The 16,028-nt window shown below is 60.4% G+C and carries 17 protein-coding genes; 7 read left to right on the top strand and 10 right to left on the bottom strand.

Annotated elements, in window-relative coordinates; genetic code table 11:
* Positions 1-549 precede the first annotated feature (549 nt).
* A complete protein-coding gene (locus LDL37_RS14660; protein WP_126421515.1) occupies positions 550-981 on the bottom strand; it encodes a CBS domain-containing protein in 432 nt (143 codons plus the stop codon).
* Between the two features lie 272 nt (positions 982-1,253).
* Complete coding sequence (locus LDL37_RS14655) at positions 1,254-1,823, bottom strand: rhomboid family intramembrane serine protease (RefSeq protein ID WP_172961159.1); 570 nt, start codon at positions 1,821-1,823, stop codon at positions 1,254-1,256.
* A gap of 282 nt (positions 1,824-2,105) precedes the next feature.
* Between LDL37_RS14655 and hfaA the strand changes: the two genes are divergently transcribed.
* From hfaA to LDL37_RS14635, 4 genes are all read left to right on the top strand, one after another.
* Positions 2,106-2,558 (top strand): holdfast anchoring protein HfaA, encoded by a 453-nt coding sequence (gene hfaA, locus LDL37_RS14650; protein WP_290799561.1) that lies wholly within the window; start codon positions 2,106-2,108, stop codon positions 2,556-2,558.
* On the top strand, positions 2,548-3,582 hold the full coding sequence (hfaB, locus tag LDL37_RS14645) for a holdfast anchoring protein HfaB (RefSeq protein ID WP_290799560.1): 1,035 nt from the start codon (positions 2,548-2,550) through the stop codon (positions 3,580-3,582). Before hfaA ends, hfaB begins: the two co-directional genes overlap by 11 nt.
* Positions 3,509-4,783 (top strand): holdfast anchor protein HfaD, encoded by a 1,275-nt coding sequence (gene hfaD, locus LDL37_RS14640; RefSeq protein ID WP_290799559.1) that lies wholly within the window; start codon positions 3,509-3,511, stop codon positions 4,781-4,783. Before hfaB ends, hfaD begins: the two co-directional genes overlap by 74 nt.
* Positions 4,784-4,874: 91 nt before the next feature.
* Positions 4,875-7,784, top strand: coding sequence for a pitrilysin family protein (locus LDL37_RS14635; RefSeq protein ID WP_290799558.1), 2,910 nt, complete (start codon positions 4,875-4,877; stop codon positions 7,782-7,784).
* 78 nt (positions 7,785-7,862) lie between these two features.
* Here LDL37_RS14635 and argF read toward each other — a convergent pair whose 3' ends face one another.
* From argF to LDL37_RS14610, 5 genes are all read right to left on the bottom strand, one after another.
* Positions 7,863-8,786, bottom strand: a complete 924-nt coding sequence (gene argF, locus LDL37_RS14630; RefSeq protein ID WP_126421523.1) for an ornithine carbamoyltransferase — start codon at positions 8,784-8,786, stop codon at positions 7,863-7,865.
* Positions 8,786-10,009, bottom strand: coding sequence for an aspartate aminotransferase family protein (locus LDL37_RS14625; protein ID WP_290799557.1), 1,224 nt, complete (start codon positions 10,007-10,009; stop codon positions 8,786-8,788). The genes argF and LDL37_RS14625 overlap by 1 nt, the downstream gene beginning before the upstream one ends.
* A 165-nt stretch (positions 10,010-10,174) precedes the next feature.
* Entirely contained in the window at positions 10,175-11,092 is a 918-nt protein-coding gene (locus tag LDL37_RS14620; RefSeq protein WP_290799556.1) for a TraB/GumN family protein, read from the bottom strand.
* 37 nt (positions 11,093-11,129) lie between these two features.
* Positions 11,130-11,318, bottom strand: coding sequence for a helix-turn-helix transcriptional regulator (locus LDL37_RS14615; RefSeq protein WP_290799555.1), 189 nt, complete (start codon positions 11,316-11,318; stop codon positions 11,130-11,132).
* A 26-nt stretch (positions 11,319-11,344) separates the two neighbouring features.
* Positions 11,345-11,782, bottom strand: coding sequence for a hypothetical protein (locus LDL37_RS14610; protein ID WP_290799554.1), 438 nt, complete (start codon positions 11,780-11,782; stop codon positions 11,345-11,347).
* A gap of 249 nt (positions 11,783-12,031) precedes the next feature.
* Between LDL37_RS14610 and LDL37_RS14605 the strand changes: the two genes are divergently transcribed.
* The 3 genes from LDL37_RS14605 to LDL37_RS14595 are packed head-to-tail and all read left to right on the top strand — an operon-like array spanning position 12,032 to position 15,049.
* Positions 12,032-13,165: a GNAT family N-acetyltransferase gene (locus tag LDL37_RS14605; protein WP_290799553.1), complete on the top strand. Its 1,134-nt coding sequence runs from the start codon at positions 12,032-12,034 to the stop codon at positions 13,163-13,165.
* Position 13,166: 1 nt separating this feature from the next.
* Positions 13,167-14,096 (top strand): glycosyltransferase family 2 protein, encoded by a 930-nt coding sequence (locus tag LDL37_RS14600; protein ID WP_290799552.1) that lies wholly within the window; start codon positions 13,167-13,169, stop codon positions 14,094-14,096.
* Between the two features lie 2 nt (positions 14,097-14,098).
* A complete protein-coding gene (locus LDL37_RS14595; RefSeq protein WP_290799551.1) occupies positions 14,099-15,049 on the top strand; it encodes a hypothetical protein in 951 nt (316 codons plus the stop codon).
* A 46-nt stretch (positions 15,050-15,095) separates the two neighbouring features.
* Here the strand turns inward: LDL37_RS14595 and LDL37_RS14590 are convergent, their stop codons facing one another.
* The 3 genes from LDL37_RS14590 to LDL37_RS14580 all read right to left on the bottom strand — a co-directional run.
* Complete coding sequence (locus tag LDL37_RS14590; protein ID WP_172961160.1) at positions 15,096-15,308, bottom strand: DUF2158 domain-containing protein; 213 nt, start codon at positions 15,306-15,308, stop codon at positions 15,096-15,098.
* Between the two features lie 111 nt (positions 15,309-15,419).
* Positions 15,420-15,764 (bottom strand): hypothetical protein, encoded by a 345-nt coding sequence (locus tag LDL37_RS14585; protein WP_290799550.1) that lies wholly within the window; start codon positions 15,762-15,764, stop codon positions 15,420-15,422.
* Positions 15,765-15,812: 48 nt separating this feature from the next.
* Positions 15,813-16,028: 2'-deoxycytidine 5'-triphosphate deaminase (locus tag LDL37_RS14580; RefSeq protein ID WP_290799549.1), on the bottom strand; the 216-nt coding region annotated here is incomplete at its 5' end.

The raw sequence follows: 16,028 nt of genomic DNA, 5'->3' as shown, positions 1-16,028 counted from the left end.
ATGGTTGTCTATTAAAAGAGACCGCTTGCAACAGTAGTCGTCATAGACCACCGCCGCCTGCGTTTCCCTTCCCCATTCCACAATGTCAAAGACCTAACCCGCCGAAGCGGAGGGCGACTTTTAAAGGAGCCGCTAAACCGTGTCAACCGATTTTTTTCTTTTTCCACAACCGCTTAACCGGCCATTTTAAAGACAACAAGACCACCCAGACCATCTTTGCGAGATGGCCATGCAGGCCCTGAAGAATCGGAAGGTGCGGAACATATCGCCGCTTAGACGAATTGGCAAGTCTGTTTTTCAACCGGCTTGCTTCGTCGGCGGCGCGTCCCGTCGAGAGGGCGGCTTATAGACAAACCGCCCGGCGGGACGCAACCCCTAAAATCACAAAAATGGATTCTATCCCCGTTACGTGGTTTTCGTCTTATATGCCAACGGCCGAAGATGCTGACCGCATCCGGCCGTTGAAGACACGAGCCTGTCTCATATGTCTTCGGGACATGAGACAGGCTCGAAAGGCATACCCAGAGTCATATCCAATGACCCTGGGTATTAACCTGCCGTAATATAGGCCTTGAGCGTTTGGGCCTCGTGTTCGGCCTGAGCGATCTTCGCCTTAACCAGATCCCCTATAGAGACAATGCCCGTCAACTTGGGGCCTTCCATCACCGGCAGGTGGCGGATACGGCGGTCGGTCATGCGCTCAAGGAGGGAGTCCACGGTTTCACCCAGACGCGCCACAATCACATCTGCGGTCATGATGTCCTGAACCTGCATATCAAGCGCCAAAGCGCCCTTTTGCGCCAGCGCCCCTATGATGTCGCGTTCGGAGACGATGCCGGCGACACGCCCCAGACGGTCGGCAACCACAAACGCCCCGACCTTGCGCGTATGCAGAAGGGCGGATACCGCGGCCACTGTATCTTCGGGGGATACAGTGAAGACCTGATGGCCTTTGGCGTTCAAAAGCTGATTGATCAGCATAGGCTCTCTCCCTTTATAGCCGGACCTCCCGGTGTCCGGAGCAAGAGAGCAGGGTTATGCGAAGACGTTAAGAGGGCAAGGCCTTAATTTGACCTTGATGTCAATTTTGCGTGAGGCGTCTCTTTACGGGAAATTTAGAGGGGAATGATTTCTACTGGAATCATTCCCCTCAGGCCGCCATTGAGGCGGCGGCCAAGGTGGCGCAAGCCCGTACCCGGCGAGGGGCTAAACAAAAGCGAGATCATTATGTTTCTACCAGAAATCATAATGATCTAGAGGCTGAAGAAACGCGGCCGGAACAGGCGCATCCACACCCCTATGGTCAGAAGGCCAATCGCGTAACCGATCAGATGCACTTCCCAGGCAATGGTGCCCGCCGCGGGAATGATGCTGATAAAGGCCGACAGGATATTGATGGCGGTCCACGCAATCGTCATCCCCATCACTCCGCGGTCAGTAAAAGGCAGCATATAGCCGGGGCCGATACGGATGGCCGCCCCCATCAGACCTGAAATGGCGCCGGACGCGCCGATCAGCAGGACGTTACGGTCCGGGAAGATCGCGCAATAGACCACCCCGGCCAGAACGCCGCAGAACAGGTAGTATATATAGAAGAGTGCCGCACCACCGATGCGTGTGCCAAAAACGCGCGCCACGCCGCTGGCAAAGGCCAGCCCCAGGGCGGCATTCATACCGGCGTGTATCCAGCTCCCGTGCAGGAACAAGGTGGTAAACAGGGCGTAGAAGGTGTCGTACTTCCACAAAAGGCGCGGATTGAGGCCTAGCATATAGACCAGATCGCCGTTTGTATCGAATTGAGATTGCAGGGCGAACAGTGCCAAAATGAGCCCGCTGAGGACTACGGCCGGCCAGGGTGCCGTGAAAAACGGCTCTTTTGTCGTCTCATTCATACGCAACCCTTATGCGGCTACAGCGTCCATCGGCCGGTCGAGCCGCGAATATAGGGCCGCAAAGCGCTTTGCGAAGCCCTTAAACCCTGATTTTGAAACCCTTTAGCGATTTTTAAGACAAAATATACCCAATTTTTAAGGTTCGCGGTCACAGTGGCATCCGATTTGCTTTTCGCCTCTCAAGTGAAGGCGCAAGCCTGACAGGAGCCCAACATGGCGTTTTACAAGATAGCCGCAGCCACCGCAGGCCTCGTCGTCCTCACCGGGGCCCCGGCTCTGGCGCAGACCATGAGCACGACCTCGACCGGTTTTGAGACCGGCTATGGCCGTACCCGCGGCCAGGAGGAGCGCGCCATCGACCCTTCGACGCGCGATGCCAATGGCAACCGTGTGCTGCTGGATGGCGTCATCGTCACCGGCGGCGACCAGAGCATCTATTCCAAGTCGATGACCTATGGCGCGGGCGACAGCTACTCCGGCGCCGGTGCCGTGGGTGGGGCCACCGCCATCGGTAACAATCTCTCGGTTGTCGTCAACGGCAACTACAACACCGTCATCGTCAATTCGACCCAGACCAACAACGGCAACGTCACGGCCACCAATGGCAATCAAACCGCCACCGGTGCCACTGGCACGGACATTACAGGAAATCTCAATGGCTTCTGATACGAAGAAATCGTCGCGCCGCGTGCGTCGTGGCCTCAGCCTGATCGCTCTGGCGGCGGGCGCCATGACCTTATCGGCCTGTGTGTCGCCGGTCGCCGGTCCGTCGGGCGTCTATGCCAAGCCGATCGGCAATGCCCCGGTGACGGCCAACCCGACCGCCTATTCGGACGCTCTGGTCTGCCTCGGCTCCTATGCCCGCAAGCATAGCCTCGCCTCGCCGCGCATGGCGGTGGGCCGCATCTCGGACTACACCGGCAAGGTGGAATACGAAGGGGGGCGCAAGATCACGCAGGGCGCTTCGCTGATGGCGATGACCGCTCTGGCCAAGTCCGGCGCGCGTCAGGTCGAACGTTTTGACACGTCGGTGTCGGAACTGGAGCTGAAGTACACCAATAACAAGCTGATCACCGATAATGAGGTCGCCAACCCGACCGAAGCCGGCGAATACCGCCGCATCATGGCGGGTCAGATCGCCGGTTCCGACTTCCACATCGTGGGCGGTATCACCGAGCTGAACTACAATATCCGCTCGTCCGGTATCGACGCCTATGTCGGCGACGCTGACGCCCGCGATACCAAGGGCATCGTCAATGGCCGCCTCTATGTGATGAATGTCGCGCTGGACCTGCGTCTGGTCGATACCCGCACGCTGGAAGTGGTGGACGTCATTTCTTACCAGAAGCAGATCATCGGTCGCGAAATCAAGGCCGGCGTGTTCGACTTCTTCAACGGCAACATCTTCGACGTTTCGGCGGGCGAAGGCGGGCTTGAGCCCATGCAACTCGCGGTGCGGGCCCTGATTGAACGTGCCACGCTGGAATTCATGGCCAACCTCTACGGGGTGCAAGGCCCCGAAATCTGCCTGAACCCCAAGGACGACTTCCTCAACGACGCCACGCTGGGCAAGACCGGCGGCTACACCCCGGCCTATAACAATCTGGAGACCAACAATGCGGGTACGCGCGAAGATCCTAGCCGTTGGCACAATACTCGCAACCGCAACACTGGCGACGGCCGCTACTAGTCAGACGACGCCCCCGGCTTCGGGCGGGCTCGACATCACCAATGATCAGGTTCAGACCGGCGACATCTTCTCCGGTCAGACCCTGAACGTGGTGGAAAACTACGACCTTCTGAAGGTCGAGACGTCGGGCCACGGCAATGCGGTGACGGTCGGCAATGAACAGGTTGATGCCAAGCTGACCTCTGTTCAGGTGCTTCAGGGCAATGTCACGGCTACGGCTACGGTCAATGGCACGGCGGCTCCGGAAGACTACCGCAAGTCGCTGGGCACGCCGCTCTATATGACGACGCAGGCCGTCGGCAATTACGGCGCGGGGACGACCACGGACGGCAAGCTGGTGGCCAATACCCAGCAGTATGTCGATGCGGTCAATGTCCACGCCGATACGCAGGTCAATTCACCCAACAACTCTATCTATGAGTCGGGTGAGATCAATACGGTCGCGGTCACCAACCATCAGGCCTATCAGGTGACCAACGGACGTCTGGAATCGACCGCCCATCAGCAGTCGGATGCCGAAGCCCGCGCCCGCACAGGTGTGGTGCTGCACTATTCACCGTCACCGAACCTGTACACCGCCTCGGCGATGAACAACTACTACGCTTCGAACTCGACCGATCGCGGCTCGCAGGAGCATACGGTCACGCAGGATGCGAGCGGACGCACGGAATCCTACGTCTCGGCCAATGCGGGCAATGCCTGGCACATGGCCACGCAGTCGGACGCCGCCGCCAACACGGTGACGCTGTACAATACCGGCGGTTCGCTGGTCACCGACACGCGTCAGGCCAATGGCGGTCAGGTGCAGTCGATGAGCGTGCTGAGCGGGTATGAGTATGGTGAGATGCATTCGACCGCGACCGGCGTGGGCAACAGCCTGACCGCGGGTAACGGCGACAAGTACGTCAACATCAATACCGAGCAGTTCAACGACGGTCCGATCGACGTGCAGGCCAGCTTTGAAGGCCATACGGGTTACGACGCCTATGTCACCGCCGAAGCGACGGGCAACTCGGCCTATGCCTATGCCTGCGCCGAATGCGAAGCGGACATGACGGTGCGCAACTCTCAGGTCAACAACGCCAATGTGACGGCTTCGACGACGAGCACCATTGGCGGATCGGGCCGGGCCATCGTTTCGACCAGCCGCGCCATCGGCAATACGGCGACCTATTACGTGTCGGGGAATGGTAAGAACTAGGTCGTTACCTACATTACGATTTCGTAACTTTATTCAGCCGCAAAACTTTGAAAAGGTCGCCCCACATTTTCCTATGAGGGGCGACCTTTTCATGTCGATACGTAGCCAATTCCTGACCGCCGCAGCGGTTGCCGCCTTGTCCACCGGGCTTTTGTCGGCGACGGCGCTGACGCCCGTGGCCTATGCCCAGACGGCGCCTAAGGCACCGGCGGTCCTGCCGGGCGGCGTCGAATTCGCGCAGACCCATTCCGACATCACACCTGACCCTCAGGCGCGTTTCGGCCGCCTGCCCAACGGCCTGACCTACATCATCTATCCGAACAAGACGCCGCCGGGTGTGGTTGCCCTGCGCATGCGCTTCGGCACCGGCTCGCTGATGGAGTCTGAGCAGCAGCTTGGCCTCGCCCACTTTCTTGAGCACATGGCGTTTAACGGCTCGAAGAATGTGCCCGAAGGCGATATGGTCAAGATCCTTGAGCGTCACGGCCTGAAGTTCGGCCCGGACACCAATGCCTACACCTCGTTCGATGAGACGGTCTATATGCTGGACCTGCCGAAGAACGACGAAGAGATCATCGACACCGGCCTGTTCCTGTTCCGCGAGACAGCGGGCAATCTGACGCTGGACCCCAAGGCCATCGACCGTGAGCGCGGCGTCGTGCTGGGCGAAGAACGCGCGCGCAATTCGCCGGGTTATCGCGCCTATGTCGAATGGGCCAAGGCCGCCTTCCCCGGTCAGCTTTATGGCCACCGCCTGCCTATCGGTTCGACCAAGGTCATTGCTGAGGCCCCGGCTCAGGCCTTTATCGACTATTATAACGACTTCTACCGCCCGGAACTGACCACGGTGGTGGTGGCCGGTGATGTCGATGCCAACACAATTGAAGCCAAGATCAAGGCGAAATTCTCGGACCTGACACCCCGTTCCAAGCGCCCGCTGGATAAGCTGAGCTTCGGCACCTATACACCGCAAAAAGCCTCGGCCTATACCTATGTCGAGCCGGGCCTCAGCAAATCCATGCAGGTGACGTGGTTCAAGCCGTTCGACGACTCGTGGGAAACACAGGCTAAGGACTTCGACGACACGCTCGATAACCTGACCCTGTCCATCCTCAACCAGCGCCTTGAGCGTCAGGCCAAGTCCCCCGAAAGCGCCTTTGCCGCCGCAGGGGCCGGCGACGACACGGTCGCCAAAACCGCCGAAACCCTCAGCCTGAGCATCACGCCCAAGCCCGGCAAGGAAAAGGACGCCTTTGAGCAGGCCTTTACCATGGTGCGTCAGTTCGAAACCTATGGCGTGACCGAAGACGAGGTGACGCGCGAGCTGGCCGACATGGCCGCCAGCCTTGAGGCGCAGGCCAAGGGCGAAAAGACGCGCAATACCGGCGCCATCGTCAATGCGCTGGTCGGTTCGGTGGCGGACAAGGAGGTCATGACGGCCCCCAGCCAGAACCTCGCCTTCTTCAACAGCATCAAGGGCCGCCTCACCGCCGCGGCGGTCAGTGCCCGCGCCAAGACGCTGTTCGCCGGTGACGGCCCGCTTCTGACGCATATGGCGTCCGATCTGGGCGGCTTCGACAAGCCGGCCATGCTGGCGTCGTATGAGGCCATCAAGGCCAAAACCGTCGAAAAACCGGCGGTCGCGGTCAAGAAGGCGTGGCCTTATGAAACCTTTGGCAAGGCCCCGGCCTCTGTCGTAAAGGAAATGCTGCTGACCGATATCGGCGTCACCGAACTGGCCTATGCCAACGGCGTAAAAGTCAATATCAAGCCGACGACCTTCAAGGACAACGAAATTCTGGTCAATGTCCGCTTCAACGGCGGCCTGACCACCATCGGTCAGGACAAGGCCCTGCCGCTTCAGGCCGCCAACTGGGTCGGCGTCTTCGACGGCGGTCTGGGCAAGCTCGATTCCGAAGAGATCAAGGAGACGCTGGCCGGACGCATCTACGGGGCCAATTTTGGTATCGGCGAAGAGGCGGCGGTCCTGTCCGGCAACACGACGCCGAGCGATTTCGCGCTTCAGATGCAGGTGCTGACGGCCTTCGTCACCGACACGGCCTATCGTCCGCAGGCGCTGGATCGTCTGAAATCCTTCCTGCCCAACTATTACCAGACCCTGTCTTCGACGCCCAACAGCGTCTTCTCGACCAAGGCCCCGCGCCTGCTGCGCAATGGCGATACCCGCTTCGGCCTGCCGGAAAAGGATGCGGCTCTGGCGGTGAAGAACGACGATGCCAAGGCGCTGGTCACCGGCATCCTGACCACCGCGCCCATCGAAATCACCATCGTCGGTGACATCACGGTCGAAGAGGCCAAAAAGGTTCTGGACACCACCTTCGCCACCCTGCCCAAGCGCGCGGAAACCATCGCCCCGGTCAAGGGCGCGGATACGCTCCGCTTCCCCACGACCAACCTGCATCAGGTCCTGACCCACACCGGCCGCGCCGATCAGAACCTCAGCTACGTCGCCTGGCCGACCACCGACTTCTTCGCCGATACGAAGCAGGCCCGTGCCACCGAAATGCTGGCCGAAGTCATGACGCTGCGCCTGATCGACGAAATCCGCGAAAAGCAGGGGGCGTCCTACGGCTCATCGGCGGGCAGCGTGATGTCCAATACCTTCAAGGGTTATGGCTATCTGGCCGCGCAGGCGACGGTGAAACCCGAAGTCGATCAGACCTTCTACGACTCGCTGCTAGCCATTGCCGAAGACCTGAAGGCCAAGCCGGTGGAAGCCGACGAACTGCTGCGCGCCCGCAAGCCGGTGCTGGATCGTTACGACGTTCAGGTCAAGACGAACGGCTACTGGATCGGCGTCCTGCCCGGCATTCAGGCCGATCCGCGTGATCTGACGGCCATCCGCACACGCAAGGCCGAGGTCGAGGCGGTGACACCTGCCGACATTCAGGCCATGGCAAAGAAGTGGCTGATCAAGGAGAAGCTGCTGCGCATTCAGGTCAAGCCGGCGGACAAACCCGCCGCCGCCCCGGCGCAGTAAAACAAAACCCCTCCGGCGCAAACCGGAGGGGTTTTTAATGTTCCCCCTCCCCGCACGTCGTGCAGGGAGGTGTAAGACTTATGCGCTCAGGCACCACGCCAGAACGGCCTTCTGGGCGTGGATGCGGTTTTCCGCCTCGTCCCAGACCTGCGATTGCGGGCCGTCGATAACGCCGTCCGTCACCTCTTCGCCGCGATGGGCGGGCAGACAGTGCAGGAACAGGGCGTCGGGCTTGGCCAGCGTCATCAGCGCCTCATTGACCTGATAGGGCTCAAAGGCTTCAAGGCGTTCCTCGTGATCGAGGTCGCCCATCGACACCCAGGTATCGGCCATCACCACATCGGCGCCACGCACGGCGGCCTCGGGGTCCTGCGTCACCGTCACGCGGGCGCGCGATTCCGCCGCAAACACCATGTCGGCGTTCGAGGGCTTGTATTTGGCCGGGCAGGCGATGTTCAGCGTGAAGTCGAAACGCGCCGCCGCATGGATGAAGGAGGCGCAGACATTGTTGCCGTCACCGACCCAGGCCAGAGTCTTGCCCTTGATGTCGCCGCGATGTTCCTCGATCGTCTGAAGATCGGCGAGGATCTGGCACGGGTGGCTCTTGTTGGTCAGGCCGTTGATCACCGGTACGCTGGCGGCGCGCGCCAGACGTTCGACATCCTCATGGCGGTTGGCGCGGATCATGATGGCATCGACCATGCGCGACAGGACCTTGGCCGTGTCTTCGATGGTCTCGCCGCGACCGAGCTGCATGTCGGTCGCCGTCGAGATGATGGCATCGCCGCCCAGTTGGCGGATGGCCGCATCAAACGAGAAGCGCGTACGCGTCGAGTTCTTTTCAAAGATCATGGCCAGCACGCGGTCCTGCGCCGGGGCATCGGCATCGACGCGCCCCTTGGGCCAACCCAAACGCGCCTTTTTACGCGCATGGGCGTCATCGAGGATGGCGCGCAGGTCAGCGGCACTCAGGTCGGAAATGTCCAGAAAATGCTTCACCATTACGCGGTCTCCCCAACCAGCAGGGTGTCGCGCGCCGCCTGACAGGTCTGTTCGAACAGGGCCAGCGCCTCACGCGCCTCCTCAATGGTCAGGTTGAGCGGCGGCAGCAGACGGATGCAGTTGTCCGACCCGCCGGCGATCAGCAGGCCGTTGTCACGCGCCAGGGCCATCACGTCACGGTTGGACGGCTTGACCTTGATCCCGACCAGCAGGCCCTTGCCGCGGATTTCGTCAATGACGTCCGGGAAGGCGGCCTTGAGGCCCTGAAGCTGCTGACGCAGGAAGCCCGACACCTGATTGACGTGATCGAGCATCTCCGGGCTCGACAGCTCGCCATAGGCGACCAGACCGACCGCCATGGCCAGCGGATTGCCGCCGAAGGTCGAGCCGTGGCTGCCGAAGACCATGCCAGACGCCGCCTCTTTGGTGGCCAGACAGGCTCCGATGGGGAAGCCGCCGCCAAGCGCCTTGGCCGTCATCATGACGTCCGGTTCGACGCCCGACCACTGGTGCGCCCACAGCTTGCCCGAACGGCCCATGCCGCACTGGATTTCGTCAAACATCAAAAGCAGGCCGTACTGATCGCACAGATCACGCAGGCCGCGCAGGCATTGTTCCGGCACCTGACGGGTGCCGCCTTCGCCCTGCACCGGCTCGACCAGAATGGCCGCTGCCGTGGGGGCGGCCGCGGCGGCTTTAAGCGCCTCATGGTCGCCAAACGGCAGGTGCACATAACCCGGCAGCTTCGGCCCGAACCCGGCCAGATAGGCGTCATTGCCCCCGGCATTGACCGCGCCATAGGAGCGGCCATGGAAGGCCCCGGTAAAGGTGATGATGTCGATGCGCTCAGGCTGACCCTTGGCGTCGTGATACTTGCGCGCCAGCTTCAGCGCGCATTCGACGGCCTCAGTGCCCGAATTGGTGAAGAAGACCTGATCGGCAAACGAGTCTTCGCACAGCCGCGCCGCCAGCGTCTGCTGATCCGGAATGCGGAAAATATTGGACACGTGCCACAGCTTTTCGGACTGGGTTTTCACCGCCTCGATCAGCTTGGGATGGCAGTGGCCGAGGCCATTGGTCGCCACGCCCTGCACCAGATCGATGAACACGCGGCCGTCACGGGCGTAAAGTCGCACGCCTTCGCCGCGTTCAACCTCCATAGCGGCGCGGTTATAAACGCCGAACAGGTGATCTTCGGGGGCAGTCTCAGGCGTGGTGTTCATCTTCGTGAATCCCTTAAAAAAGAAGCATCCCCAAAGCCGCACGGGACCAAGGGGATTCCAAATTCTAAGCTTTAAGGGGCTTAGGCGCGCCTTGTGTATAAAAACGGCCTCAATGTCAATAAAAACCCCTGCACGATCACGCACAGGGGTTACGATCAAAGCGGCTTACTTCGCCGACTGATAGTCGTACAGTTCGACCTTGATGCCTTCTTTTTTCAGCAGGGCCTGCACGCTGTCCGGACCGGCGAGGTGCCCGGCACCGACGACGATCATCTGCGTGCCCGAACCGGCCAGCACGTCCTTGATCGGCTGCACCCAGTTGCGGTTGCGGGTGACCATGACGGCTTCGTACATTTTCGGCGTCTTGGTCTTCATCTCGTCGATCATCAGGACTTCCATCCCCTTGATGTCGCCGGTCTGCCACGCCGTCAGCAGCTTGGTGAACTGTGCCTTGACATTGGCGTCTTCCTTAACCGTATCGAGCAACGCCTTCGACTCTTCACCAAACACATCCTGAGAGATGAGCTTCATCTGATCTTCCATTGTCTCCAGCCCCTTAACGGGCAGGTTCTTGGCGCGCGCCGCCGCCAGAAGCGTCTTGTCCACACCTAAGTTCGGATCAAAGCCTTCGGTCTGCATCTGCTTTAGGACCAGCATCAGGCTGGCCAGCCACGGCTTCAGCATGACCAACTGGTCGATATTGAGACCATATTTGGCGTAGGTGTCACGGATCAGCTTCTGTTCTTCGGGCGTGTAGGGCTTCAAAAGGCTGCCCGTCGGGTCGATCCCGTACTTTTGCACCAGCGCGCCCGCCGCCGCCTGATCATCGACATTGGGCACTTCGAGATAAAGCGTGTCGGCGCTGTTGAACACCTTGTCGAGGGCGGGCGTCTTCCATTGCGTGTCGGCTTTCAGAATATGGAAGGAGCCATAGAGATAGATGGTGGAGTCCGCGTCGGTGATGACCCACATTTTCGGGGCGGGTGCGGCCTCTTTGGCCTGCGCGGCCCCCAGCGGCAGCAGGGCGGCGACAGCGACAAAGCCGGTCAGAAGCGCACGGCGGGTGTGTTTCAGATTGATCATGGGATACCCCCTCTTGAGTGTAAAAAAAGACTATAGGTTAAGGTTGAAAGATGTCTTCGATTTTCAGTCCGAAGACGTCGGCGATTTTGAAGGCCAGCGGCAGGGAGGGATCGTACTTCTCCGTTTCGATGGCATTCACGGTCTGGCGTGACACATCCAGCTTCTGGGCCAGATCGGCCTGAGACAGGTTATGTTCCGCACGCAGGACTTTCAGACGGTTTTTCATGGGTTTATCTGGGGTTTATCTGGGCCTCACCGGTGCCGAAGCCACCAGATGAGCCAGGCGATGCCATAGCCTATGATCGCAGGGGCAAGAGAGGTAATCATGCCCAAGGCTACCAGATGGCCTTCGTAATCCATGAAGCGCACATAGGGCATCATCAGGGCATCACCACCGGCCAGAGCCGCCACAAAGGCAAAGACCGATATCAGCAGCCCGGAGGACCCACCCCAATACCACGCCCATTTGTGCGCCTCTCTTTGGGCCTCATCTATGGTCAGCCACCAGAATACGCTGACGGCCATAGCGGCGATCAGCACAAAACCCACGACCACAAAGGCCACGGTGGGATTGTTGCGCATCAGCCCCGTACCCGAGGCAATATCATAACCCATAATGCCGCCCAGTATCAGGCTCATGAGCACGAAGGCCCCCATCATCCATCCGGCGGTTGCACGCAGATTTTTCACTTTCATCTCTCCGTTAAAGACAAGCAACCTTTACACCGGGGCAATTCACAATGTCAAGCACCCTTGTCAAAAAGATTGTGAAACTTGTCATGTCCTGCCCCTTGCATGGCACCAGCGCCCCGCGAAACGTTTGGGACGTTTTAGGTGCGTTGAAAAAAGTAACTGTCCTGAGATAGGGAATATTTACCCTTCCCTGTTAGGAATTCCCTGTAAAACAAGGGGCCACCGCAGGCCCGTTCCGGAACCCGTATGATTACCTGTGACCTGATTGCCCCGCGCGACCTTAGCGAAACCGACGTGGCCGCGTGGCGCGACATGGCGCGCCAGACCTTTGCCTTCGGCTCGCCCGTCCTGTCGTGGGACTTCTGCGCCGCCGTGGCGCAGGTGCGCGACGACATAAAGGTGGCGGTGTTTCGTCGGGCCGGAAAGACCCTCGCCTTCCTGCCGCACCACCGCCGTCCGGGGCAGTTTGCGCGCCCCGTCGGCGCGCCGTTCAACGACTATACGGCCCTGATCAGCTTTCCGGATACGGCCTTCCCCGCGCGGGAAGCGCTGGCTCTGGCCGGGATTCGCGCCTTTCAGGTGTCGGGCCTGATCGACCCCTACGGGGCCTTTGACGGTTTTGAGGGCGAACCCGAAGACGCCTATGGCATCGACCTTACCCATGGGGAAACGGTCAACAATGTCGAAAAGAAGCATCTGAAAAACATCAACCGCCTGCGCCGCCGCCTCGAAGAGGAACACGGCGAGGTGCGGTTTGAACTGCCGGATTTCACGCCCGAACATTTCGACGCCATGCTGGCCATCAAGCGCGCCCAGACGGCGCAGACCGGCATCCACGACTTCCTGTCGGCACCGTGGGTGCAGGCCCTGATGCGCCACCTGTTCGTGCGCCCGGCCGACACTCAGACGCAGCTTTATGGCCACCTGACCACCGTCACGGCGGGCGGCAAGCCGATCATCTGGCATTTTGGCCCGCGTCTGGGCGACCGCGTCCATCCGTGGGTCTCGGCCTTTGATCCGGCCTACAGCGCCTATTCCCCCGGTCAGATCTTCCTGCAAGGCTGCCAGACGCCGCTGCGTGAACTGGGGGTCAATTATTACGACCTCTCAACCGGGCAGCAGCATTATAAGAACGCCTTCTGCAACACCCATTCGGTGGTGCAGCATGGCCGCCTGTTTGCCGCCTCCGGTCAGGGGCGCACCTCTGAGACCCTGTCGCGCCTGATCGACAGCGGCGGCAAGGCGCTGGGCGTGTCGCATCTGACGCGGCGTCTGGGGCGTCGCCTCGACCATCTGGCCAGCCTCGAACTGGACCTCGGCGGGCGCGTCAACGGCACGATCTACGCCTTCGCCAATGCCCGCAAGCGGTTGAGCCAGTAAGATGTCGGTCAGCCTGATCATCCCCACCTTCCGCCGCCCGGACGGCTTAAAGACCGCGCTCAACTCGGTCTTTGCACAGACGGGCGTTGAGGGGGCCGTGAACATCATCGTCTGCGACAATTCCCCGGAAGGGTCAGCGCGCGCTGAGGTCGAGCGCCTGACGCCCGGTGCGGGTCAAACCCTGACCTATCTGCACGAGCCCAATCCCGGTGTCGCCAATGCCCGCAATACGGCGGTAAAGGCCGCGCGTGACCCCTTTATCCTCTTCCTCGATGACGACGAAGAAGCGCCGTCCGACTGGGTGGCGAAGATGCTCAGCGCGCAACAGGCCTTTGACGCCGATGTGGTGTTTGGCCCGGTCACGGCGCGGCTCAAAACCGCCGATCCGAAATTCCGGCCCTATTTCGAAGCCTTCTTCTCACGCTTCGGACCGGCCCATAGCGGCCCCATCCCCGACTATTACGGCTGCGGCAATTCGCTGATCCGTCGGGCCCTGCTGAGCGGGGATCAGCCCTTCGACACCAACCGCAACAACTGCGGCGGTGAGGATGACAAGCTGTTCTATGCCCTGAAACAGGACGGCGCGCGCATGGTTTGGGCGGCCGATGCCTTTGTGTGGGAAGACGTGCCCGAAAGCCGCGCCACGCTGCGCTATACCCTGCCGCGCGCCTTTGCCTATGGTCAGGGGCCTTCGACCTCGGCCATGGCGGGCACACCGAAAAAGCCGCTGACCTGCGCCTACTGGATGCTCAACGGGCTGGTGCAGGCGGTGCTGTTCGGCGGGGCCGGGCTGGCGCTTTATGCGGCAGGCTCAAAGGCCGCCGCGCGTATCCTCGACAAGGCCGCCCGTGGCCTTGGCAAACTCATCTGGTTTCACAAGATCGGCTTTTACGGCACGGCCCTGCTGCGCCCCAATCCCGCCGGAAGATAGACATGACCGACATTCTCACCTGGACCGACGCGCATAAGGCGGGCTTTGGCCGTGAAAACCTCACCTTCACGCACGACCTGCACAACAGCCCGCTGTTTACCGATGAGGCGCTGATCGCCCTGATCGACCGCTATCCGCGTGACAAGCTGGAAGTGTTCACCATGGGCTACGACCCGACCAACTGGGGGCAGTGGTTCCTCGGCCGGCGCGGCGCGCATGACGGACGCGCGCTGATGGAAGGCGTGAAGGCCGGACGGTTGTGGCTCAACCTGCGCAAGGTCAATCATGCGGATGCCGATATCGGCGCCCTTTGCGAGGCCATGTTTGCCGAGATTCGCGCCAAAACCGGTGTCAGCACGCTGAAGGAAGATCTGGGCCTGCTGATCTCCTCGCCCAATGCCCATGTCTTCTATCACCTCGATATCCCGCTGGTGACCCTGTGGCAGATACGCGGCGTCAAGCACGTCTATGTCTATCCGCCCAAAGACCCCTATGTCTCCGATCATGACCTCGAAGGCGTGGCCTTGCGCGAATCGGATGAGCAGTTGCGCTTTGATCCGGCATGGGATGCCGAGGCGATGCAGGTGGAGTTCGTGCCGGGGCAGATGCTCACCTGGACACAAAACGCGCCGCACCGCATCGTCAATCAGGACTCGGTGAACGTGTCCTTGTCGATCGAGTTCATGACCCCGGCCGCCATCTGGCGCGCCAATGTCATCTACGCCAATGGCTGTCTGCGGCGCTGGCTGGGGCTGAAACCCGCTCTGGCGACGTCGCCTAAATGGCTGGAGCCGTTCAAGGTGGTGTTTGCGCGTCTGGTGAAGATGGCCGGTGGCTATAATGGCAACAAGTCGCCGCTCAAGCCGCGCTTTACCCTGGACGAAACCCGCCCCGAAGTCCTGCACTTTGATGAGGGGGTCGAAGTGCCGGTGCCGTCTAAGCGGGCGGCTTAAATCCATTTATACCTCCCCGCACGGGGTGCAGGGAGGTGTAAGATGTCTACAGCGATGGCGACGCCACGGGTGTAGGTTCGTTCGGCGCGGCTTCCGCAGTGGCGGCGACCAGCAGATCGGCCTTGAACTTGTCTGAATGACGGTCGCCGTGTTCGTCGAACCAGTCGCAATAGACGTAGTTGTCGAGATCGACATTGTTGACGGTCATGGCCGGGCCGCCGGATTTGAGCTGAACCGTATCGCCAATCATATAGCCCATACTATCCTCCATCATCTGAAGGACCATCAGGCCTGCCGCTGCACAAAAAAGCGATAGGGCGATGCGGGCCGCGCCATCAAAAGCCTCTTCTCACTTGCCGCAGCAAACTGCTTACGGTTTGCGACTGCCGTATTCCAAAATCTCTTCCAACACCTCACCACCAAACCGATCGAACACCTGAACAACCGTCAGTTTTTTATCGAATAGGGATTTTCTGCGTGGACGGATATGCCCGTCCTTACCGAGGTAAAAACGCAGGCGAAGCGGCGCGAGGCATTTTCTCACGAAGTCGGCAGGCAGTTCAAAATCGAGCTTCTGGCGATCCTGCGTATCCACCAGCTCAGTGAATTGCTGGAAGTAGGCCCCCAACAAGCCCCACTCTGTTTTCGATGCTGCGACCTTAACCGCTGTCTGCGTATCGCCGCCAAGCGCCGATACCAACTGCCATAGTTTCATAATCCCCCCCGATACAGCCCCTATAGACCAGCGGTCCCGTGGCTCAGACTACCACGCTTTGAAATGCTTGGACAATTTCAATCCTTGCTTCTGGTAGTGCGACCCGCCCTGTCCGTAGAGCTGTTCCGGCCTGGCCACCAGCGGCTCATAGACCAGACGCGCCACGGTCTGCCCGTGTTCCAGCAGGAAGGGCGTCTCATGGCAGCGCACTTCCAGCACGCCTTTTGAACCGATGCCGCCCGCCTCTTCGGTGCCGAAACCCGG

Source organism: Asticcacaulis sp., assembly GCF_020217185.1.
GTDB lineage: Bacteria > Pseudomonadota > Alphaproteobacteria > Caulobacterales > Caulobacteraceae > Asticcacaulis.
This window is presented reverse-complemented; position numbering and strand designations above follow the sequence as displayed.

What these genes read in the sequence shown, in the direction of transcription:
- LDL37_RS14605 (WP_290799553.1), top strand. Translation starts at nt 12,032, where the DNA reads ATGATTACCTGTGACCTGATTGCCCCGCGCGACCTTAGCGAAACCGAC.
- argF (WP_126421523.1), bottom strand. Translation starts at nt 8,786, where the DNA reads ATGGTGAAGCATTTTCTGGACATTTCCGACCTGAGTGCCGCTGACCTG.
- LDL37_RS14635 (WP_290799558.1), top strand. Translation starts at nt 4,875, where the DNA reads ATGTCGATACGTAGCCAATTCCTGACCGCCGCAGCGGTTGCCGCCTTG.
- LDL37_RS14625 (WP_290799557.1), bottom strand. Translation starts at nt 10,009, where the DNA reads ATGAACACCACGCCTGAGACTGCCCCCGAAGATCACCTGTTCGGCGTT.
- LDL37_RS14615 (WP_290799555.1), bottom strand. Translation starts at nt 11,318, where the DNA reads ATGAAAAACCGTCTGAAAGTCCTGCGTGCGGAACATAACCTGTCTCAG.
- LDL37_RS14590 (WP_172961160.1), bottom strand. Translation starts at nt 15,308, where the DNA reads ATGGGCTATATGATTGGCGATACGGTTCAGCTCAAATCCGGCGGCCCG.
- LDL37_RS14595 (WP_290799551.1), top strand. Translation starts at nt 14,099, where the DNA reads ATGACCGACATTCTCACCTGGACCGACGCGCATAAGGCGGGCTTTGGC.
- hfaB (WP_290799560.1), top strand. Translation starts at nt 2,548, where the DNA reads ATGGCTTCTGATACGAAGAAATCGTCGCGCCGCGTGCGTCGTGGCCTC.
- hfaD (WP_290799559.1), top strand. Translation starts at nt 3,509, where the DNA reads ATGCGGGTACGCGCGAAGATCCTAGCCGTTGGCACAATACTCGCAACC.
- LDL37_RS14660 (WP_126421515.1), bottom strand. Translation starts at nt 981, where the DNA reads ATGCTGATCAATCAGCTTTTGAACGCCAAAGGCCATCAGGTCTTCACT.
- LDL37_RS14585 (WP_290799550.1), bottom strand. Translation starts at nt 15,764, where the DNA reads ATGAAACTATGGCAGTTGGTATCGGCGCTTGGCGGCGATACGCAGACA.
- hfaA (WP_290799561.1), top strand. Translation starts at nt 2,106, where the DNA reads ATGGCGTTTTACAAGATAGCCGCAGCCACCGCAGGCCTCGTCGTCCTC.
- LDL37_RS14620 (WP_290799556.1), bottom strand. Translation starts at nt 11,092, where the DNA reads ATGATCAATCTGAAACACACCCGCCGTGCGCTTCTGACCGGCTTTGTC.
- LDL37_RS14600 (WP_290799552.1), top strand. Translation starts at nt 13,167, where the DNA reads ATGTCGGTCAGCCTGATCATCCCCACCTTCCGCCGCCCGGACGGCTTA.